Here is a 19,465-nt window from a genome sequence, read left to right as displayed (position 1 = left end):
GGGCCGGGGTGGGGTGACGGCCGATGGCCTCACTCCACCCCCAGGCCCTCCCTGAATCTCGTGAACTGCTCCTCCGGGTCCCCCGTGTACGCCCACGGCACCCACGCCGCCCGGGCGCCCAGCATTCCAAGGAGCACCCTGGCGATCTCCACCTGACCCGCGTAACAGGCCGCGTGTGTGAGGAAGTTGAGGTCGCCCACCTCTTCCGGCGCCACCGGGCGCTCCGGGTCCCTGCCGCCGATCCACCGCGCGTACGTGCGGCGCAGCTCCGTCACCGCCAGCTCGTGCTTCCAGTGCTGGTCGAAGCCCCGTACCGGCCCCCTGCCCAGTGCCCCGTCCGCGATGTACCGGTACTCCTCCACCCGGGCCACCTGCACGAGTACCGGCAGCGGCGAGCCGGGCGGTGCCACGCCCGCCGCGTCGCGCGCGAAGTCGTACATGCTGCCGTGCGTGCCGTGCCACCGCGCCGACCAGTAGCGCAGCACCTGGATGTGCCCCTCGGTGTTGTACGGGTCGCGGCGCCGCAACTCGTCGAACCAGTGCCGCAGTTCGCGACGCGCCACCCCTCCCTCGTACAGCCTCGCCACCGACAGCAGCGACACCCACGGCATCGGGTCGGCCGGCGCGGCCTCCGCCGCGCCCCGGCAGGCGTCGACCGCGGCGTCGATCCGGCCCCGCTCGACCGCGGCGCCCCGGCCGGCCGCGATGGCCGCGTCGAAGACCCGCACGACCTCGGTCGCCGCCCGCAGCACGGCCGCGTCCGGGTTGCCGGGCTCGGCCGCCCGCCAGGTCTCGACCGTGGAGCTGCCGGCGGCGGCGTGCGAGAGGAGCCGCAGCCGGTGCGTGCGGCGCGCCCAGTCGTCGCCCGTGGCGGCGAGCAGGTCACGGACTCCCTGCCAGCGGCCGATCACGATGTCGTGCCGCGCCTCCGTGAGCGGGCGGTCGCCGAAGTCCGGGTCGAAGTCGGGCGCGAAGCGCTCCGCCCGCGCCTGGCGTGCCGAGCGCGTGGAGCGGCGGCGTACGACGGCCATGGGGCCTCCTTCGGTTCGGCTGCCGATGGATGATGCGGGGTCTTGCGGGGTCTTGCGGGGTGTTGACGGTGTCGCAGGGTGTGGATGGTGTTGTCGGGTGCTCTGTCTCGTGCGTCCTGTCAGAAGTCCGTGGCGTAGCTCTTGTCGTGTGTGCCCCTGCGGGCGTTCGGCGTCGACGGGCCCGCGTCCTGCGTGGCGGCGAGCGCGCGGACGGCGTCCAGGCGGGCCGGGTGGCGGTAGTAGTCGCTGCCCTTGCGCCAGTACACGAGCAGCGGGACGACGCCGACGAGCAGTCCGCCGAGGCCGATGGTGAGGGCCGTGGTCGAGAGCTCGCCCAGGGACTCGACGAAGCACCAGAGCATGAAGCCGGAGCCGAGCAGCGGCCACACGCCGCCGAGGAGCAGGTTCCGTACGGAGCGCAGCAGGAGCGACTTGTACGCGACGACGGCGGCGATGCCCGCGAGTCCGTAGTAGAACGCGATCTGGAGACCGATCGCGGCGACGGCGTCGCTGAGGATCCGCTGGACGGAGCCGGCGGCCGCGGCGGCGGCGAACATGAGGAGCGCGGCGCCGCCGACCGCGGCGATCGCCACCCACGGGGTGTTCCAGCGGCGGTGCACGGTGCCGAGCGCGGCGGGCAGGGTCCGGTCGCGGCCCATCGCGAAGAGGGAGCGGGTGACCTGGAGGAGGGTGGTCTCCAGGGTGGCGACGGTCGACAGGACGACGGCCACGACGAGGAGTTTCCCGCCGACGCCCGGCCAGATCTCCTGGCCGAGGACGGCGAGGACGTTGGGTCCCGCCGTGCGGATCTCGTCGGCGGTCAGCAGGACGTTCACGGCGACGGTGAAGGCCTCGAAGAGGACGAAGACGAAGCCGACGCCGACGAGTGCGGCGAGCCCCGCCGTACGTCGGCTGTTCCTGGTCTCCTCGCTGAGGTTGCTGGTGACGTCCCAGCCCCAGTAGTAGAAGGCCGCGATGAGGGCGCCGGCCGCGAAGCCCTGGGGGCCGTCGAACTGGCCGAGGCCGAACCAGGACCAGTCGAAGGCGGTCGCGTGCCCCCGGTGCAGGACGGCCGCGAGGACGAAGCCGATGAGGATCAGCATCTCGACGCCCGACATGACCAGTTGGGCCCGGACGGTCAGCCGGGCGCCGCCCAGGACGACGAGCAGCATCATCAGGAACCAGCCGGCGCCGACGGCCGCCGCGAGCGGGGTGTGGTTCGCCAGGTCCGGGTCGATCAGGGAGAGCGTGAGGGAGCCTGCGGGCAGCGAGCCGGCCACCATGAAGACGGTGGCGGCGATGACGAGCGCCCAGCCGGAGAGGAAGCCGAGGAAGGGGTGGAGTGTGCGGCCCACCCAGGAGTAGCCGGCGCCGGCGTTGACGTCGATGCGGCCGAGGCGGGCGTAGGCGAGGACGATGCCGAGCATCGGTATCGCGCAGTAGAGCAGGGCGGCGGGTCCGGCGAAGCCGACCGCGCCGAAGAGGACGGCGGTGGTCGCGGCGAGCGAGTAGGCGGGCGCGCTGCCCGCCACGGCCATCACGATCGTGTCGAAGGTGCCGAGGACATTGGGCTGGAGCCCTCTGCTGTGGGGGGTGGTGCGCATGGCGGAGTCCTCGGGGCGCGGGGGGTGAGGCTGGGCGAAGTGGCCCGCCCGCCGGGGCCGGTTGAGCGACTCGGCGGATTGGCTCTGGCGACTTTGGCGCTCCCCGGATCTCGGGGAATCGAGCGCATCGTAGTCGCCCGGATGGGGTTCGGTAACGGCAGTGGGGAGGGTTCCGCTCCGTGACCGCCGGTAAGTTCTCCCGTACGCCCCTCGGGAGAGGTTTACCGCAGGTCGGGACCGGCGATGGCGCGGGCCGCGCGGACCTCCTGGCGGAGCGGGGCGAGGACTCCGCTCTCGTCGCCGGGGAGTTCGGTGTGGACCTCCACGAGCGTCTCCGAGGACCGCAGTCCTTCGGACAGTTCGCGCAGTTCCCGCTCCACCGCGGCGACCTCGGACGCGTCCGGGACCGGGGCGCCGTGGTCGACGCGGATCCGGGCCGCGGTCGTCGCGTCGACGATCCGCTCGACGGCGACGACGAGCGGCCACCAGGCGGCGGCCAGGGGGCCGGTGGGCGGCGGTTCGGTCAGCGCGCGCTGGAACTCGGAGCGGACGGTCGACAGGTCCCGGTAGAGCTTCCGCCGGGCCCGGTGCCGCTCGGTCGCGTGGTGCTGCGGGCGGGCGGGGGCGAAGGCGGTCTCCACGTACGCGGCGGCGTCGGCGACCGCGTCCGCGAGGCGGTCCCCGATGCGGGTGTGCCAGGACTCGGGCCAGAGGAGATAGCCGGCGACCAGGGCGATCGCGCAGCCGATGAGCGAGTCGTAGAGGCGGGGCAGGACGAGGTCGAAGCCCTGCTGGTTGAGGGTGTCGGACAGCAGCAGGATGACGGGGGTGATGGCCGCGGTCTGGAAGGCGTACCCCTTCGCCGAGAAGGCCGGGATGAGGGCCGCGAGCACCATCATCACGGGCACGTCCCACCATCCTCTGGCACCTCGGCGAGGACGAGGGCGGCGAGGACGAGGCCGGCGGCGGTGCCGAAGGCGCGGAGCACGGCCCGGGAGAAGACCGAGCCGAAGTCGGGCTTCATGACGAAGGTGACGGTGAGCGCGACCCAGTACGAGCGGGGGACGGCGATCAGCGAGACGAGGGCCTGGGCGAGGCCGATGCAGAGCGCGAGGCGCAGCCCGTACCGCCAGGACGCCTCGGAGAGCATGACGTCACGGGAGGCCCGGCGGACCCGGACGCGGAGCGCGGCGGGGCGGCCGAGGCGGTCGTCGACGTTGTAAGGGTCGGGCTCGGCTTTGTGGACGACGGCCGCCGCGTGGCGCAGGGCGTGGTCGACGGCCTTCTCGGCGGGCCGTTCGGGGGTCGGCAGATCGAGTACGGGTGTCCCGGTGCGGCCTTCCTCGACGGCGTCGGCGAGTTCGCGTACGGCGGCGGGGATCGCGGGCGACAGCGGGCCGACGAGCCGGGCGCGGAGATGGGCGGCGGGGGCGGCTTCGAGGAGGGGGACGAGGACGTTGAGCTGGGAGAGCAGCCTGACGAGGTGGGGTGCGCGGCCGTGCTGGCGGGTGCGGCGGGCGAGGACCAGGTCGTATGACTGGTTGAGGGAGGCGGTGACGGCCTGCCGCTGCTCGTCGTAGGCGGTGGTGGTTCCGGTGACCTCGTACAGCTCGGCGAGGGCCCGGTAGGTGGCGGCGACGGCGGCGCGTTCGGGGGCGGCGCGGCGCAGGGGCCAGCCGAGGAGGGTGAGGAGGAGGACGAAGAGGCCGCCGACGCCGAGGAGCAGGGGCGCTTTCCACCAGGGATCCGGCATGGGGAGGCCCGCGCCGACCACGCAGTTGAGGAGCAGCAGCAGGCCCGACACGGAGGCGACGGCGCCGATCGACGAGATCATTCCGGAGACGAGCGCGACGAGGGTGAGGACGGCGACGGCGAGCCAGCCGTGGCCGAACACGAGGGTGCCGAGGGTGACGCCGAGGGCGCCGAAGAGCTGCGGCACGGCGATGTTGTAGATCCGCATCCGGTAGGCGTCGGCGGTGTCGCCGATGACTCCGGAGAGGGCGCCCATGGAGACGAGGGCGCCGTAGGCGGGCTGCCCGGTGGCGAGTCCGACCGCGAGCGGGGCGGAGAGCGCGACGGACGCGCGGACGACGGCGGCCCAGGGGATGGGGGTGGGGGCGGGCCGGAGCCCGGCCGTGAGCCAGGCGGGCGGGGAGAGCCGTGCGGGCCGAGCGGGGCGTGCCATGGTCCCCAACTTACGTCGGGGTGTGCGGGGGACGGGGGCTTGGTGCGGCGGCGCGGTCAGGCGGCGCGGCAGAGGTCGGTGCGGGCGGCCGGGGGTGCGGGGCGGGGGATGCGGGTGTCATGGGCGGTGGCGGCGGGGCGGGTTGTGGCGGCGGGGCGGGGAAGGGCAGCGGGGCGGGTTGTGGCAGCGGGGTGGGGAAGGGCAGCGGGGCGGGTGGTGGTCGGTGCCGGGATCGCCGTCGCCGTCGCCGTCGCCGTTGCCGTTGCCGTTGCCGTTGCCGTCGGTGTCGGTGTCGGTGTCGCTGTCGCTGTCGTCGTCGTGGTCCGCGCGCGGGTCCTCGTGAAGACGACCAGGCGCAGCACCGCGAACCGCGCGGCGCCGGCCAGTGCCGAGGCGGTCAGGTAGACGACCTGTTCGAGCGTCACGCTCGGCGCCGTCACCAGGTGCTGGAGGAGCAGCATCGCGCCGCAGGTCACCACATAGGCGGCGGCCGCGGAACCGGCCGACTGCGTGTGCTGGCGCCAGGTGGCGCGGCCGCCCGCGCCGAAGGTGAAGCGGGCGTGCAGCTCGGTGGAGAGGAGCGTGGAGGCCACGGCCGTCAGGGCGTTGGCCAGTAACCAGGGGATCCAGGAGGCGAGGCCCGTCACGGCGAAGCTGGAGGCGATGCCCACCCCGCCGCCGCAGAACACGAAGCGGGCGAACGCGGTGAAGGCGCCGGGTGCCGTGTGCCGCCGGCTCTGTGCTGTCTCCATGATCCGCCCCCGACCCCTCTGCTGGCTCGCTCCGCGAGACGCGCACCCGCCCGCCTGTGGGCAGCAGGGTGCGCGTCATCGATGGCGCCATGATGGCACATGGGTGGTGCCATTGCCAGGCATGTTTGGCACCAATGGCGCCATGGGTGGCGTCAGTGGTGTCCGGGTGCGACGGAGTGCCTCATCCTCGGGTCGGCGGCTGGAGAGACGCACGATTCGTGCTCGAGCGCGGCGTGGGTGAGGGGAGCGCGGTCAGTTGCGGTAGGACTCGACCTCCGAGGCCGGGCGGAGGGCGGCCGTGTCAGGGTCCTCGCCGAATTCGCTCTTCGCGCGGCGCTGGCGCAGCAGGTCCCAGCACTGGTCGAGCCTGACCTCCAGGTCGGCGAGGCGGGCGCGTTCCTCCGGGAGGAGACCGCCCGTGCGCGTGCGCAGCGCGCGTTCCTCCTCGACGAGGGCGCCGATGTCGCCCAGGATCTCCTCGTTGTCCATATCTTCAAGCGTGGCCGATCAGCGTCCCGCGCGCAGGTCGAGAGCTCAGCGCGGCTCTCCGCGCAGGTCGAGATCGGTGAGGACGGCCCGGTGGTCGGAGCCGTCGACATCGAGGAAACGGATGCTCCGGACGCTGAAGTCGTCGCTGACCAGGACGTGGTCGATCTGGACGAACAGCGGCAGGGGGCCCTCCGCGGGCCAGGTGGGGGTGCGGCTGGTGCGCGCCAGCCGGGCGGCGTCCTGGAGACTGCCCGCGCCGAGGATCGCGCGGAAGGCAGAGTGGTCCTGGGAGGCGTTGAAGTCCCCGGCCATGATCAGCGGCCCGGCGCGGCGCCGGGCGGCGGCCTCGTCCTCGATCCGGCCGAGCTCCCGCTTCCACGGGTCGATCTGGCCCGGCAGCGGCGGCAGCGGGTGGGCGAGTTGGAGGCGTACGGACTTCCCGGCGATCCTCGTCGTGGCGCCCGGCATCCCCATCACCGCGGGAATGACCCCCTCGTCGGTGAGCGGGTAGGCGCTGAGGAGGACGGAGCCGACGGAGCCCTCGGCGTCCACCGAGGTGTGGTGGGGGAGTTCGGCGGCGAAGGCCGTGGTCAGGGCGCGTCCGCAGGCGCGGTCGCACTCGGAGACGAACACCAGCTGGGGGCGCTCGCGCCCGACCGTGTCGATCAGCGCCCGTGTGCCCTGGCCGAACTCCACGTTGGCGGCGAGCACCCGGATCTTCGCCAGCGGCAGCCCGTACGAGGTGACGAGCTGTGGCATGTAGGGCAGGGAGCTCCAGCCGACCGCGCCGAGGACGAGGACGGCGAGGAAGGTGAGCGCCCGGCGCCGGGCGACGGCCGCCAGGAGCACCCCGAGTCCGGCGGGCACCGCGAGCCAGGGCAGCAGGGAGAGCAGCTGCGGTACGGGGGTGATCCCGTCCGTGTCGAGGAAGCGGCAGGCGCTGATCACCGCGGGCACGATCAGGAGCAGCCCCGCGGCCCAGGCGGTGAGGCGGTGCCTGGGCCGCAGGGGCGGCGGTTCGGGGGCCTCCGGGGCGGCGGTGCTCGTCACGGGTGCGGCTATGGCGACAGGGGCTCGGTCCACGCCCTTCAGTGTCGCAAAGCCTGGGCGATCTCCGCCGTAGTGGCGCCGGAGAGCGTCCGATTGCTGCGTGCCGTACCCGACTTGGAGGCTCCGGGCTCGACGCCGTTGATGTTCAGGACGACCGCGTCGAGGAGGTTCCCGCTGTCGTCACGGAAGTTGACCATGATCGTGTAGTCGGCGTTCTGCTCCTTGGGGTTGGTCGCGGTGATCTCGGCGACCGTGCGGTCCCCGTCGCTGCTCGTCCCGCCCGCCTTCACGTCGGCCGTGGCGTTCACCCCGTCCTTGACCTCGTTCATCTTGTCCTGGGCCGCCGAGGCGACGGCGGCCGTGGCGGAGGAGACGATGTCGCCGGCCGTGTCCGCGACGGTGTCGCAGCCGGTGACGGTGAGGGCGAGGGCGGTCGTGGCGGCGAGGGCGAGCGCGATTCCGATGGGTCTCGTGGGTCTCGTGGGTCGCGTGGGTCGCGTGGGTCGCGTAGAGCTCATGGGGCTCGTGGAGCTCGTGGGTTGTCCGGGGCGGCTCATGCGCAGCCGCCTCAGAACTTCTCGTCCGTGCCGTAGGCCTTGTCCGTGGCGAGCGCCCAGATCACGAAGATCGAGATGGCCATGTTGAAGAGCGCCCACCACGGCTGGTACGGCAGGAAGAGGAACTGGAAGAGGACGTTGAGGGAGGCCAGCGCGATACCGGCGACCCGTCCCCACTCGGCGCCCTTGAGGATGCCGTAGCCGGCGACGGCGAGGATGACACCGAGGATCAGGTGGATCCAGCCCCAGGTCGTGAGGTTGAACTTGAAGACGTAGTCGCCGACCCGGGTGTAGACGTCGTCCTCGGCGATCCCGGCGATGCCCTGGAAGATGTCCATGAATCCGGTGACCAGCATCAGGACACCGGCGAACAGGGTGCCGCCGGAGGCCCAGGCGCCGGAGGTGCTCGGCTTGCGGGGTGCGGTGTTCTGGCTCATGACCCCATCGTCGGAGCGTTCGTACGATCGCGAACTTTCAGCTGGGCCGAACGAGTGAGCGGAGGTAGGAGTCCAGTACGGAGTCGAACTCCTCGGGCCGCTCCAGGTTGGGCAGGTGCGCGGCCCGTTCGATCACGGCGAGCGTGGAGTGCGGCAGCAGCGCGTGCATCTCCTCCGCGTCCTCGACCGGTGTGTACGTGTCGTCCCGTCCGACCACGACGAGCGCGGGGACGGCGACGGTGGTGAGCGACTCGCGGTAGTCGGGCCGCTCGGCCCTGCCGCGCAGCGCGGCGGCGGCCCCCGCGGGGTCGGTCGCGCACATCATGCGGTGGACGTGCGGCGCGGCATGGGTGTTGTACGGGGCGACCATCCGGTCCAGTACCTCGTCCGCGTACTCCTGCATCGCGTCCGCCCCGCCGGCGAGCAGCCGGTCGGCCATGGCGTTCCGCGCAGCCCTGCCCTCCTCGGTCTCGGCGGCGGGGAAGGTGTCGGCGAGGACGAGGCCCCGGACGCGCTCAGGGTGGCGGCGGTGCAGCTCCATGGCGATCTGGCCGCCCATGGAGAGGCCCGCGACGACGGCCTCCTCGATCCCCAGGTCGTCGAGGAGGGCGACGAGGTCCTCGGCGAAGTCGCCGAGGTCGGTGAACCCGGTGAGCTCCGTCGCGCCGAGCGGGGTGATGCCGTAGCCGCGCAGGTCGGGGACGATCACCCGGTGCGTGAGCGAGAAGCGGTCGATCTGGTGCTGCCACATGGTGTGGTCGAAGGGGTGGCCGTGGACGAGGAGGAGCGCGGGGCCGCTGCCCCGGTCCTCGAAGTAGACGCGGGTGGTGGCGGTGTCGGTGAAGCGCATGTCGGCAGGCTAGGCAGCGGCGCGAGCTCGGTGCAATGAGATCTTTGCTCTCGGTGCAATGAGAGGAGTTCCGGATGGAGGAGTACCGGAGGATCGCGGACCGCGTCGAGGCCGCCGTACGGGACGGGCGGCTGACGCCCGGTGACCGGCTGCCGCCGCAGCGGGTGTTCGCCCGCCGCCACCGGATCGCGAACTCGACGGCCATCCGGGTCTACGGCGAGCTGGCCCGCCGGGGTCTGGTCGTCGGCGAGGTCGGGCGCGGCACCTTCGTGCGGGCCGCGCCGCCGCTGCCGGGGCCCGCGCTCGCCGAGGCGACCGGGGCCGCTCCGGTCGACCTCCAGCTCAACTACCCGGTCGCGGAAGGGCAGTCGGGGCTGATGGGCCGCGCGCTCGCGGCGCTCGCCCGGCCCGACGTGCTGGCCGAGGCCGTCTCGGGCCCGGCCGCCGCGGCCGGCACCCCGGAGGCGCGGGAGGCGGCGGTGTCCGTCCTCACCCGGCCCGGCTGGGCGCCGGACCCCGAGGCCGTCCTCTTCGCGGGGAACGGCCGGCAGGCCATCGCCGCCGCGCTCTCCGCCCTCGTCCCGCCCGGCGGCCGGCTGGGCGTCGAGGCGCTCACGTATCCGCTGGTCAAGGCCGTGGCCGAACGGCTCGGCATACGCCTGGTGCCGCTCGCCCTGGACGGGCGCGGGGGCAGGGACGGGCATGGGCGCGGGGACGGGCATGGGAATGGGGCGGACATGGGGGCGGGATACGGCCGGAGGCGCTCGTGGCGGCCCACCGGGCGAACCCGCTGGCCGCGGTCTATCTCCAGCCGACCCTCCACAACCCCCTCGCCACGACCATGAGCGGGCCCCGGCGGGCCGAACTGGCCGAGCTGCTGCGCAGCCTGGACCTGACCGCGGTCGAGGACACGACCTGGGCGTTCCTCGCACCGGGCGCCGGGCCGGGCGCCGCGCCCCCGCCGCTCGCCGCCTTCGCCCCCGAGCGGGTCCTGCTCGTGGACAGCCTCTCCAAGCGGCTCGCCCCCGGGCTGACCGTCGGCTATCTCGTCGTCCCCGGGCGGATGCGCCCGGCGGTGGCGGAGGCCCTGCGCTCCGGGGCCTGGACGGCGGGCGGGCTCGCGCTCGCGGCGGCCACCCGCTGGGCCGGGGACGGCACGGTCGCGGAGGTCGTCGCCGCCAAGCGCGCGGACACGGCGGCCCGGCACGCCCTGGTCAGGCGGCGGCTCGGCGGGTACGCGGTCCGGACCTCCCCGCACGCCTACTACTGCTGGTGGGAGCTGCCCGCGCCCTGGCGGGCGGAGACCTTCACGGCCGCGGCGGCCGCGCGCGCGGGCGTCGCGGTCACGCCCGGGAGCGCCTTCGCAGTCGGCGCGGGCACGGCCCCGGACGCGATCAGGGTGGGCCTCGCGTCACCGCCCCGCGAGGTCCTGGACGGGGCGCTGGCCCGCCTCGCGGCTCTGGCCGGCGAAGGCGCGTGAGGGCGTGTGCGAGGGCCTCGGGACCTCCTTGCATCCCTTATTCGAGATATGTAGAGTCCTGAATCATGAGGATGAGCGAAGGCGTGGAATGGGCACTGCACAGCTGCCTGAACCTGGCCTGGATCGGGTCGGAGCGGGCGGTCACCGCCGCGCGTCTCGCGGCCTATCACGAGCTGCCGGCCCCGTACCTCACCAAGCAGCTCCAGGCGCTCGCCCGGGCCGGGATCGTCACCTCGGTCTCCGGGCCGAAGGGTGGCTTCCGGCTGGCGCGCGGCCTGGACCGGATCACGCTCATGGACGTCGTCGCCGCCGTCGAAGGCCCTGAAGAGGCCTTCCGCTGCGCCGAGATCCGGCAGCAGGGGCCGGGGGCGGGAGCGCCGGGGTCGTACGCCGCCGAGTGCGCCATCGCCGGTGCCATGGGCCGGGCCGAACTGGCCTGGCGACGTGCGCTCATGGCCCAGACCCTGGACGACGTCCGGGAGCGGGCGGAGCTCCAGGCGCCGGCCGCGCCCGACCGGATCCGCCACTGGTTCGCCAACGTCTGACGCGACCGGAGCGTGTGACGCGACCGGCGCGTGTGACACGACCGGCGCGACCGGCGCGACCGGCGCGACCCGTGTCCGAAACGACCGCCCTCCCTCCGGGGAGGGCATGTGAAGGGGGTAATTCTGGATGTTAGATATCCAGATTGGAGAACAGGGTCCGGGCGGCATCACGCGCCGGCCCTCCGGGCGGCCCGCCGTCACCGCCGTCACGCTCGGCATCTTCACCGTCATGACCGCCGAACTCCTGCCGGTCGGACTGCTCACCCCGGCCGCCGCCGACCTGTCCGTCAGCGAGGGCGCCGCGGCCCTCATGGTGACCGTGCCCGGCCTCGTCGCCGCCGTCGCCGCGCCCCTCGTCGCCGTCCGGGCCGCCGGCGCCGACCGCCGGACGCTCCTCGTCGGGCTCATGCTCCTCGCCGCCGCCGCCAACCTCGCGTCGGCGGTCGCGGGACACCTCGCGGTCGTCCTCGCCGCCCGCGTCCTCCTCGGCCTCGCCATCGGCGGCTTCTGGGCGCTCGCCGGCGGCCTCGCGCCCCGGCTCGTGGCCCCCGACGCCGTGGGACGGGCCACCGCCGTGGTCTTCGGCGGGGTCTCGGCCGCCTCGGTCCTCGGCGTCCCCGCCGCGACCGTCCTCGCCGAACGGCTCGGCTGGCGCTGGGCGTTCGCCGCCGCCGGTCTCCTCTCCCTGCTCGCCGCGGCGGCCCTCCTGGACCTGCTTCCCCGCCTCCCGGGACGGGGCGCGGGAGCACCTGAGTCCCGCGCCACGGGGCTCGGCTCGCTCGCCGCGCTGCCCCGCCGCAACCGTCGCGTCCGGGCCGGGCTACTGCTCACCCTCGCCCTCGTGACCGGCCACTTCCTCGCGTACTCCTTCGTCCGCCCGCTGCTCACCGGCCACGCCCGGGTCCCCGAGGCGCTCCTCGGCGCCCTGCTCCTCGGCTACGGCCTCGCGGGCGTCGCCGGGAACTTCCTCGCCGGCTCCCGGGCGGCCCGCTCCCCCCGCCGTACGCTCGCGGTCATCGCCGCCGCGCTCGGCACGGTCCTCCTCCTCTTCCTCCTCCTCGCCACCACCCCGGCGGCCGCCGCCGGGCTGCTGCTCCTGTGGGGGCTCGCCTACGGCGGGGTCTCGGTCGCGCTCCAGTCCTGGTTCATGGCCGCCGCCCCCGGCGAGGTCGAGGCCGCCACCGGCCTCAACGTCAGCGTCTTCTGCCTCGCCATCGCGCTCGGCGCCCTCCTCGGCGGGCTGCTGACCGATGCGTACGACCTCACCGCGGTACTCCTCGCGGGTGCCGCGCTCACCCTGGCCGCCGTCCCGGTGGCCGCCCTCTCCGGAAGGAACGATCACTCATGAGCCAGAACCACCACGCCGCCCCCGCTACCCCCGTCGCCCCCGCTACCCCCGTCGCCCCCGCCACCCACGCCGCCCCCACCGACCAGCGCGTCATCACCAACCCCGGCACGCTCCACGACCCCACCCCCTTCGGCTACAGCCATGCCGTCTCGGCGCCCGGCGAGCTCGTCTTCATCGGCGGTCAGTACGCCTCCGACGCCACCGGAGCCCCCGTCCCCGGGGACTTCGCCGCCCAGGTCGAGCTCTCCCTCACCAACCTGCGGCTCGCCCTGGAGGGCGTCGGCCTCGGCCTCGCCCACGTCGTCCGCCTCGGCTCGTACGTCGTCGAACACGACCTCGCCAAGCTGGAGGTCCTCGGCAAGGCCCTGCACGCGCACTTCGGCGAGCGGCTGCCCGCCCAGACCCTCAGCGGGGCCGCGGCGCTCGCCCTGCCGGGCATGCTCTTCGAGATCGACGCGGTCGCCGTACGGCCGGCCGAGCGCGAGGGAATCTGATGCGTCCGAGGTCCCTGACGGCCCTCAGGGACCTGACTTCCCTCTGATCCACTTGCGGGGGGCCGGGCGCGGGTGTGCCCTGGAGGGTGCGGGACCCAGGGGGCCAGAGCCAGGGGGGCGAGACCTAAGGAGCTCCAGCCATGGCCGCACACGCAGCGGTACCGGCCCGGCGGCGGGCGAGCAGTGCCAGGGCGGTCCCCGTCTGGGCGATGCCCGTCGCGCTCGGCGTGATCTACGGCTTCTACGCGGCGTTCATCCAGAAGTCGGGCGCCCCGGTCACCTGGGGACTGTTCTGGCTCGGACTGATCTCGGCGGTCGTGCTCGGCGGGGCGGTGTACGCCATCCACCGCTACGGACGCTCGCTGCCGCGTGAGCTCCACGCGGCGGCCTGGGGCGGCCTCGCGGGCATCGCGATCGGCTTCCTCTACAGCCTGTCCGACGTGAGCATCCTGTCGGCGTCGATCCTCGGCCTGATCGTCGGGGCGGGCGTCACCGCCGGCGCCTTCTACCTCTACTACACCCACGAGGACGCCGCCGGCCGCCCGGCACCGTACTGACCGATCGAGCCAGAGCCAGAGCCAGAGCCCGAGCGCGGGCCAGAGCCAGAGCCAGAGCCCGAGCCAGAGCCCGAGCGCGGGCCCGGACCCGAGTGCGCGGTCCGGGTCCGGCGCCGGTAGTACGAGGCCGCGACGGCGGCGAGGAGCACCGGCCAGGCCAGCAGGGGCGTGTAGCAGGCGATCAGCAGCGCGTCCTGCGCCGGGCCGGCGGGGATGCCGGGTCCGAGGTCCGCGTACGAGGCGTACACGCCCCACGCGACGATCGAGCACAGCCCCGCCACGCCGGCGAAGGCGGCGCCCGTCGCGGCGGCCGGGTTCACCCGGCGCCCGCCGAGGAAGGGCATCCAGCCGGGGAAGACCTCGCCCCAGGAGCGGACGAGCCCCAGGGTGAGGAAGGCCAGCAGCTCGGAGACGACGCTGAGGGAGACGACGTACGCGGACGTCCAGAAGCCCATCGCGCCGAGTTCGGCGTCCTGCGTGACCGGGAGCCCCGCGACGAGCGCGAGGCGCCACAGCCCGGACGGGAGGGTGACGAGCGGGACGGCGTGGGCGGCGAGGACGGCCCAACGGGGCACCTCGGGAAGGGCTTTGATCTTCAGCATGCGTCCAGCGTCCCGCCGGGACGCGGGCGGGGCATCGCCCCCGGGGGCCGCCCGCCTCCGCCGTGCGGCGGAGGCGGTGTCATCCTCCGTGGCAGGGGAGCCCGGTCGCCTGCATGCCGTGCCCGCGGGCGGGCCGGGTGCGCCGGGAGGGCGGTGTCCGCCCTTCCGGCGGGTCTTCAGTTGCTGGATCCCTGACTGTCGCTCGTGGTCTCCTTCTTGTCGAGCGGACGGATCGTGATCTTGATGGCCATTGTTCCCTCCCGGGCTCGCTTCTGGCGCTAGCATGCCAACGTCGTGACAGTAGCGCGTGTGATCAAGAGTGTCCCGGCGTACGGGAGTTGCCCATGGGGCGGAAGGTCGGTGCCGTGCTCGACGGTCTGGCGCTGCCGCGTGTCAAACCCGAGCACCGTCCGTACCGGACGGCCGACGGCCATGTGCGCATAGGCAGCGTGGTCCACGGCCTCGGCGCCGAGATCGAGGACACGGACGGCTGGGTCTGGACACTGGTCCGGGCCCTGGACGGGACCCGCGACCCCGGCCGGATCGCCGTCGACGTCGCCGCCGCCCACCCGGCCCCCGACGAGGACGACGTGCTCCGGGCCATCGCCGACCTGCGCGAGGCCGGATTCCTGGAGGACGCCGCCGCCGGCGGTCCCGAGGGACTCTCCGAGCGGGACAGGATCCGGTACGGGCGCGGGGTCCCGCTGCTGCGCTGGATGGACACCTCGCCCCGGACCGACAGCTGGGACGTGCAGCGCACCCTGTCCCGCGCCCGGGTCCTGCTGATCGGACTCGGCGGCGCCGGAGGCGTCGCGGCCCAGGGGCTCGTGGCCTCCGGAGTGGGGTTCCTGCACTGCGTCGACCCGGACGTCGTCGAGCTCTCCAATCTCAACCGCCAGGTCCTGTACCGCGAGAGGGACATCGGCCGGCCCAAGGTGGAGGCGGCCCTGGAATCGCTCCGGGCGCTGAACTCCGACGTCGTGGTGACCGGCGAGGCCGCCGAGGTGCGGGGCCCCGAGGACCTCGCCCGGCTGCTCGGGACCGGGGCGGCGGCGGGCGGCGGGCGGTACGACCTCCTGGTCCTGTGCGCCGACCAGCCGGCGGCCCTGCGTTCCTGGGTCAACCAGGCCTGCCTGGATGCGGACACGCCGTGGGCGGACGGCGGGTACCGCGGCCCCCTCGTCACGACGAGCGTGTACGCACCCGGCCGGAGCGGCTGCCTGCAGTGCCACAGGGCCACGCAGGCCGACTCCCGTGACCTCAGGCTGCCTGCCGGCGAGGACGAGGCGACGGTCTCGCCCCGGATGCCCTGGAGCCCGGTCAACGCCGTCACGGCGTCCCTGGCCGGCGCCCTCTTCGTGTACGCGGCGATCGCGGCGCTCACCGGCGTGCCCGCGCTCCCCGCCGGATTCCGCCTCGAACTCAACCTGGTGCGGCCGGGCGAGCCGGGCTTCGAACCGGTCCTCCGGCGCGCCGACTGCCCTGCCTGCGGTGGGGCGTGAGGTGGCAGGGGGAGGAGCGGTGCCGGGGGGGAGCGGTGCCGGGAGGAGCGGTGCCGAGAGGAGAGGTGTCAGGGGGGTCGGTGCCGGAGGGAACGGTGTCGGGGGGATCGGTGCCTGAGGGGCCGGTGCCTGAGGGGCCGGACGAGGGCGTCGCGGCGGTCCCCGTGGGGCCGGCCACCCGTGTGCTGCTGCATCCGCTGAGCAGGCGCGCGGACGGAGCCGAGTGGATCGTGGGCCGCGCCGAGACCAGGGTCTTCGTGGCCCTCCCCGCCCAGGGGGTGGAGGCGCTCGACCTCCTGGAGAAGGGCGCGAGCGTCGCCTCCGTGCAGGAGCGGCTGCCGGCGGCGACGGGCGAGGAGCCGGACGTCGCGGAGTTCGTGCGGGACCTCCTCGCGCTCGGTTTCGTGGCCGAGGTCGACGGACGGCGGATCTCGTCCGGCCCGGTGGTCCCCGCGAGCCTCCCTGGGCTCCGGCGGCGGCACGTCGCCTTCCTGCTGGAGCCCTGGGTCCCCCTGGTCCCGGCGGTGCTGGTCGCCGCCGCCGTGGTGCTGCTCCTCCTGCGCCCCGAGCTGCTCCCGACCTACCGGGACCTGGTGTGGAGCCCGTACGGCACGCTCGTGGTCGTGGGCGGGGCGGTGGTCGGCTGGTCGATCGTCCTCCTGCACGAGCTCGCGCACCTCGCCGTGGCGAGGGCCGCGGGGGTCCCCGGGCGGATCAGCTTCGGCACCCGCCTCCAGTTCCTCGTCCTCCAGACCGACATCAGCGGGATCGAGATCGCTCCGCGCCGCCACCGCCTCACGGCCTATCTCGCCGGCATCGGGGTCAACCTCTCGGTGGCGTCCTCGGCCGTCCTGCTGCTCGGCCTCACCGCGCCGGGCACGACGGCGCACCGTCTCCTCGCGGCGACGGTCCTGTGGGCGGCGCTGCCCCTCACCTTCCAACTCATGGTCTTCATGCGCACGGACGTGTACTTCGTCCTGCAGGACCTCACCGGCTGCCGCGACCTCTACGGGGACGGCGGGGCCTACGCCCGGCACCTGGTCCGGAGGCTGCGGCGCAGGGAGTCGGCGGCCGAGGACCCGAGCCGCGCCCTGCCCGCCGCCGAGCGGCGCGCGGTGCGGCTCTACAGCTTCGTCCTGGTGACCGGGACGGCGCTGTGCCTGGCCGGGTTCGCCGCCCTCACCCTCCCGGCGGAGGTCCGCCTGGTGACCGGTGCCGCCGCCCGCCTGGCCTCGCCGGGCTCCGCCCTCGACGTGTCCGACGCCGTCCTGACCCTCGCCGCCATCGCTGCCGTCCACATCATCTGGCTCGTCACCCGGTGGAGGAACCGCCGGGACCGGCGGGCCCGTGCCCACAGGAGGAGATCTGCACATGCGTGAGCTGTTCGAAGACGCCGACGGGGTCCGGATCGGGCAGGCCGCCTACCAGGCCGACTTCGGCGAGCGTTTCTGGCGCATCGGCCCGGAGGGGTTCTGGAAGCTGGAGCGGATGCAGTCCTACGACGAGGGGGACTTCCCGAGCTGGCTGGCCTTCCGCCGCGGTGAGTGGGACGAGTCGCTGCGGCTGATCGAGGAGTCCCGGCCGGAGTACGCGGAGTACTACGGGAAGATCGCCGAGGCGGGCTTCCGGCACCGGCGGGTGCGGATCGTCGAGCGGCCCCTCGACCCGTACGTCCAGTGGGAGCTGAACATCCTGCACGTCAAGAACGGTTACGGGGAGGACGTCGCCGTCCTCGACGCGGAGCGGGTCGCCCCGTACGAGACGGACGGGCCGCTTCCCGAGCTGTGCGTGCTGGGGGACGAGGCCGTGTACATCGTCGAGTACACGCCGGAGGGCGTGCCCGACGGGGCCCTGGTCTTCACCCGGCCCGACGTCGTGGCGAAGGCCCGCGCCTTCGTGCGCGAGCTGTACGCGGCGGGGGAGGAGCTGGGCAGCTACTTCCCCCGGGAGATCGCCCACCTGGAGCCCCCGCGGGCGGCGGCCGCGGAGGGAAGGCCCTAAGGCCTGTCCGGGGCGGGGCCCGGCGACCGCCCTACAGGCGGCTCCCCGCCCTGGCGGTACCGTGCCGGGCGGCGGAGACTGGGGGAAGCGCCGTCTTCTCCCGGAGGAGCCACGGTATGACCGACCTCGCCATCCGGACCGAGGGCCTGGTCAAGGTCTTCGGTACGAACCGCGCCGTCGACGGCATCGACCTGCGCGTCCCCGCGGGCACCGTCTACGGCGTCCTCGGCCCCAACGGCGCCGGCAAGACCACTGTCGTCAGGATGCTCGCGACCCTGCTCCGCCCCGACGGCGGCCGGGCCAGCGTCTTCGGCAAGGACGTCGTCGAGGACGCCGACGCGGTGCGCGGCCGGGTCAGCCTCACCGGCCAGTACGCCTCCGTCGACGAGGACCTGACCGGCACCGAGAACCTGGTCCTGCTCGCCAGGCTCCTCGGCCACACCCGCCCCGACGCCCGGGAGCGCTCCGGGCAGCTGCTCGGCGCGTTCGGGCTCGCGGAGGCGGCGGACAAGCAGGTCAAGCACTACTCGGGCGGCATGCGGCGCCGTATCGACATCGCCGCGTCCATCCTCAACACCCCCGACCTGCTGTTCCTCGACGAGCCGACGACCGGGCTCGACCCGCGCAGCCGCAACCAGGTCTGGGACATCGTCCGCGCGGTCGTCGCCCAGGGCACCACGGTCCTCCTCACCACCCAGTACCTGGACGAGGCGGACCAGCTGGCGTCCCGTATCGCCGTCATCGACCACGGCAAGGTGATCGCCGAGGGGACGAAGGGCGAGCTGAAGGCCTCCGTCGGCTCGGGCTCCGTGCACGTGCGGCTCCGGGACCCCGGGCAGCGGCCGGAGGCGGAGCGGGTGCTGCGCGACGCTCTGAAGACCACCGTCCAGCTCGACGCGGACCCGGTCGCGCTCACCGCGACCGTCGACGGCCACGGGACGGACCTGGGCGCCGCCGAGCAGGCGGCCCGCGCCCTGGCCGAGCTGTCGCGGTCCGGGATCACGGTCGACGACTTCGCCCTGGGGCAACCCAGCCTCGACGAGGTCTTCCTGGCCCTCACCGACCGGAAGGGAACGACGGCATGACCTCCGTCACCACCGGCAAGGACACGCAGACGACCGACGAGGCCCTCGACTTCGCCGCTCCGAAGGCCGACGAACTCGCGGCGCTGCTCGTGGGTCACTCGCGCCCGCCGCGCCCGAGCGCGCTCTCCGCGTCGCTGACCTTCGGCTGGCGGGCGATGCTCAAGATCAAGCACGTGCCGGAGCAGCTGTTCGACGTGACGGCGTTCCCGATCATGATGGTGCTGATGTTCACGTACCTCTTCGGGGGCGCGTTGGCCGGCTCGGTCTCGGAGTACATCCAGTTCCTGCTGCCCGGGATCCTCGTGCTGAGCGTCGTGATGATCACGATGTACACGGGCATGTCGGTGAACACGGACATCGAGAAGGGCGTCTTCGACCGCTTCCGGACGCTGCCGATCTGGCGTCCCGCGCCGATGGTGGGCTACCTCCTGGGCGACGTCGTCCGCTATCTGATCGCTTCGGCGGTCATGCTCACCGTCGGCATGATCATCGGCTTCCGGCCGGAGGGCGGTCCGGCGGGCGTCCTGCTCGGGGTCGCGCTGCTGCTGGTGTTCTCGTTCTCCTTCTCGTGGATCTGGACGATGTTCGGCCTGCTGCTGCGCAGCGAGAAGTCGGTGACGGGCGTCAGCATGATGGTGATCTTCCCGCTGACCTTCCTCTCCAGCGTCTTCGTCCTCCCCGTGACGATGCCGGGCTGGCTCCAGGCCTTCGTGAACAACAACCCGGTGACCCATCTCGCGGACGGCGTCCGCGAGTTGATGGCGGGCGGCCGGCCGGGCGCGGACATCGCCTGGACGCTGGGCTGGTCGGCGCTGTTCGTCCTGGTCTTCGGCTGGTTCACGATGAGGCTGTACAACCGGAAGTAGCACCTACGGGGGATGTTGACCTTCCCCGCG

The 19,465-nt window shown here is 73.6% G+C and carries 17 protein-coding genes and 3 pseudogenes; 10 read left to right on the top strand and 10 right to left on the bottom strand.

Annotated features, from left to right (window positions below; genetic code table 11):
* Positions 1 to 29 precede the first annotated feature (29 nt).
* The 9 genes and pseudogenes from IE124_RS16345 to IE124_RS16305 form a co-directional block, all read right to left on the bottom strand.
* A complete protein-coding gene (locus IE124_RS16345; protein WP_189508471.1) occupies positions 30 to 1,031 on the bottom strand; it encodes a hypothetical protein in 1,002 nt (333 codons plus the stop codon).
* A gap of 119 nt (positions 1,032 to 1,150) precedes the next feature.
* A complete protein-coding gene (locus tag IE124_RS16340; protein WP_189508470.1) occupies positions 1,151 to 2,635 on the bottom strand; it encodes an APC family permease in 1,485 nt (494 codons plus the stop codon).
* A 221-nt stretch (positions 2,636 to 2,856) separates the two neighbouring features.
* Positions 2,857 to 4,820: pseudogene (locus IE124_RS16335) on the bottom strand (FUSC family protein).
* 257 nt (positions 4,821 to 5,077) lie between these two features.
* Positions 5,078 to 5,572, bottom strand: a pseudogene (locus tag IE124_RS16330) (GtrA domain-containing protein); the annotation flags it as partial.
* A 252-nt stretch (positions 5,573 to 5,824) separates the two neighbouring features.
* A complete protein-coding gene (locus tag IE124_RS16325; RefSeq protein ID WP_189508469.1) occupies positions 5,825 to 6,061 on the bottom strand; it encodes a DUF2630 family protein in 237 nt (78 codons plus the stop codon).
* Positions 6,062 to 6,106: 45 nt separating this feature from the next.
* On the bottom strand, positions 6,107 to 7,144 hold the full coding sequence (locus IE124_RS16320; protein WP_189508468.1) for an endonuclease/exonuclease/phosphatase family protein: 1,038 nt from the start codon (positions 7,142 to 7,144) through the stop codon (positions 6,107 to 6,109).
* Positions 7,145 to 7,149: 5 nt separating this feature from the next.
* Positions 7,150 to 7,629, bottom strand: coding sequence for a hypothetical protein (locus IE124_RS16315; protein ID WP_189508467.1), 480 nt, complete (start codon positions 7,627 to 7,629; stop codon positions 7,150 to 7,152).
* A 50-nt stretch (positions 7,630 to 7,679) separates the two neighbouring features.
* The gene (locus IE124_RS16310; protein ID WP_189508466.1) at positions 7,680 to 8,105 is read right to left on the bottom strand and encodes a DUF7144 family membrane protein; all 426 of its coding nucleotides are present in this window, start codon (positions 8,103 to 8,105) and stop codon (positions 7,680 to 7,682) included.
* Between the two features lie 37 nt (positions 8,106 to 8,142).
* Positions 8,143 to 8,955 carry an alpha/beta fold hydrolase gene (locus IE124_RS16305; protein ID WP_189508465.1) on the bottom strand — a complete coding sequence of 271 codons (813 nt, stop codon included), beginning with the start codon at positions 8,953 to 8,955 and terminating at the stop codon, positions 8,143 to 8,145.
* Between the two features lie 74 nt (positions 8,956 to 9,029).
* On the opposite strand from IE124_RS16305, the pseudogene IE124_RS16300 reads away from it, so the two are divergent.
* The 5 genes and pseudogenes from IE124_RS16300 (at position 9,030) to IE124_RS16280 (ending at position 13,379) form a co-directional block, all read left to right on the top strand.
* A pseudogene (locus tag IE124_RS16300) lies at positions 9,030 to 10,435 on the top strand (aminotransferase-like domain-containing protein).
* Positions 10,436 to 10,506: 71 nt separating this feature from the next.
* On the top strand, positions 10,507 to 10,980 hold the full coding sequence (locus IE124_RS16295) for an RrF2 family transcriptional regulator (RefSeq protein ID WP_189508542.1): 474 nt from the start codon (positions 10,507 to 10,509) through the stop codon (positions 10,978 to 10,980).
* Positions 10,981 to 11,107: 127 nt separating this feature from the next.
* Complete coding sequence (locus tag IE124_RS16290) at positions 11,108 to 12,328, top strand: MFS transporter (RefSeq protein WP_189508464.1); 1,221 nt, start codon at positions 11,108 to 11,110, stop codon at positions 12,326 to 12,328.
* Entirely contained in the window at positions 12,325 to 12,822 is a 498-nt protein-coding gene (locus IE124_RS16285) for a RidA family protein (RefSeq protein WP_229832499.1), read from the top strand. Before IE124_RS16290 ends, IE124_RS16285 begins: the two co-directional genes overlap by 4 nt.
* 140 nt (positions 12,823 to 12,962) lie before the next feature.
* Positions 12,963 to 13,379 carry a hypothetical protein gene (locus IE124_RS16280; RefSeq protein WP_189508463.1) on the top strand — a complete coding sequence of 139 codons (417 nt, stop codon included), beginning with the start codon at positions 12,963 to 12,965 and terminating at the stop codon, positions 13,377 to 13,379.
* Here IE124_RS16280 and IE124_RS16275 read toward each other — a convergent pair.
* Positions 13,337 to 13,981, bottom strand: a complete 645-nt coding sequence (locus IE124_RS16275; RefSeq protein ID WP_189508462.1) for a hypothetical protein — start codon at positions 13,979 to 13,981, stop codon at positions 13,337 to 13,339. The two genes, IE124_RS16280 and IE124_RS16275, sit on opposite strands and share 43 nt — an antisense overlap.
* A 344-nt stretch (positions 13,982 to 14,325) precedes the next feature.
* On the opposite strand from IE124_RS16275, the gene IE124_RS16270 reads away from it, so the two are divergent.
* From IE124_RS16270 to IE124_RS16250, 5 genes are all read left to right on the top strand, one after another.
* Complete coding sequence (locus tag IE124_RS16270; protein WP_189508461.1) at positions 14,326 to 15,483, top strand: ThiF family adenylyltransferase; 1,158 nt, start codon at positions 14,326 to 14,328, stop codon at positions 15,481 to 15,483.
* Between the two features lie 125 nt (positions 15,484 to 15,608).
* Positions 15,609 to 16,862, top strand: a complete 1,254-nt coding sequence (locus IE124_RS16265; RefSeq protein ID WP_229832498.1) for a hypothetical protein — start codon at positions 15,609 to 15,611, stop codon at positions 16,860 to 16,862.
* On the top strand, positions 16,855 to 17,484 hold the full coding sequence (locus tag IE124_RS16260) for a DUF6879 family protein (protein WP_189508460.1): 630 nt from the start codon (positions 16,855 to 16,857) through the stop codon (positions 17,482 to 17,484). Before IE124_RS16265 ends, IE124_RS16260 begins: the two co-directional genes overlap by 8 nt.
* Before the next feature lie 116 nt (positions 17,485 to 17,600).
* Positions 17,601 to 18,569: an ATP-binding cassette domain-containing protein gene (locus IE124_RS16255; RefSeq protein WP_189508459.1), complete on the top strand. Its 969-nt coding sequence runs from the start codon at positions 17,601 to 17,603 to the stop codon at positions 18,567 to 18,569.
* Positions 18,566 to 19,435, top strand: a complete 870-nt coding sequence (locus IE124_RS16250) for an ABC transporter permease (protein WP_189508458.1) — start codon at positions 18,566 to 18,568, stop codon at positions 19,433 to 19,435. Before IE124_RS16255 ends, IE124_RS16250 begins: the two co-directional genes overlap by 4 nt.
* Positions 19,436 to 19,465 lie beyond the last annotated feature (30 nt).

The sequence above is a fragment of the Streptomyces narbonensis genome, assembly GCF_014649015.1.
GTDB lineage: Bacteria > Actinomycetota > Actinomycetes > Streptomycetales > Streptomycetaceae > Streptomyces > Streptomyces narbonensis.
Note: the sequence above shows the minus strand (reverse complement) of the source record. Positions and strands in the feature narration are given on the sequence as shown.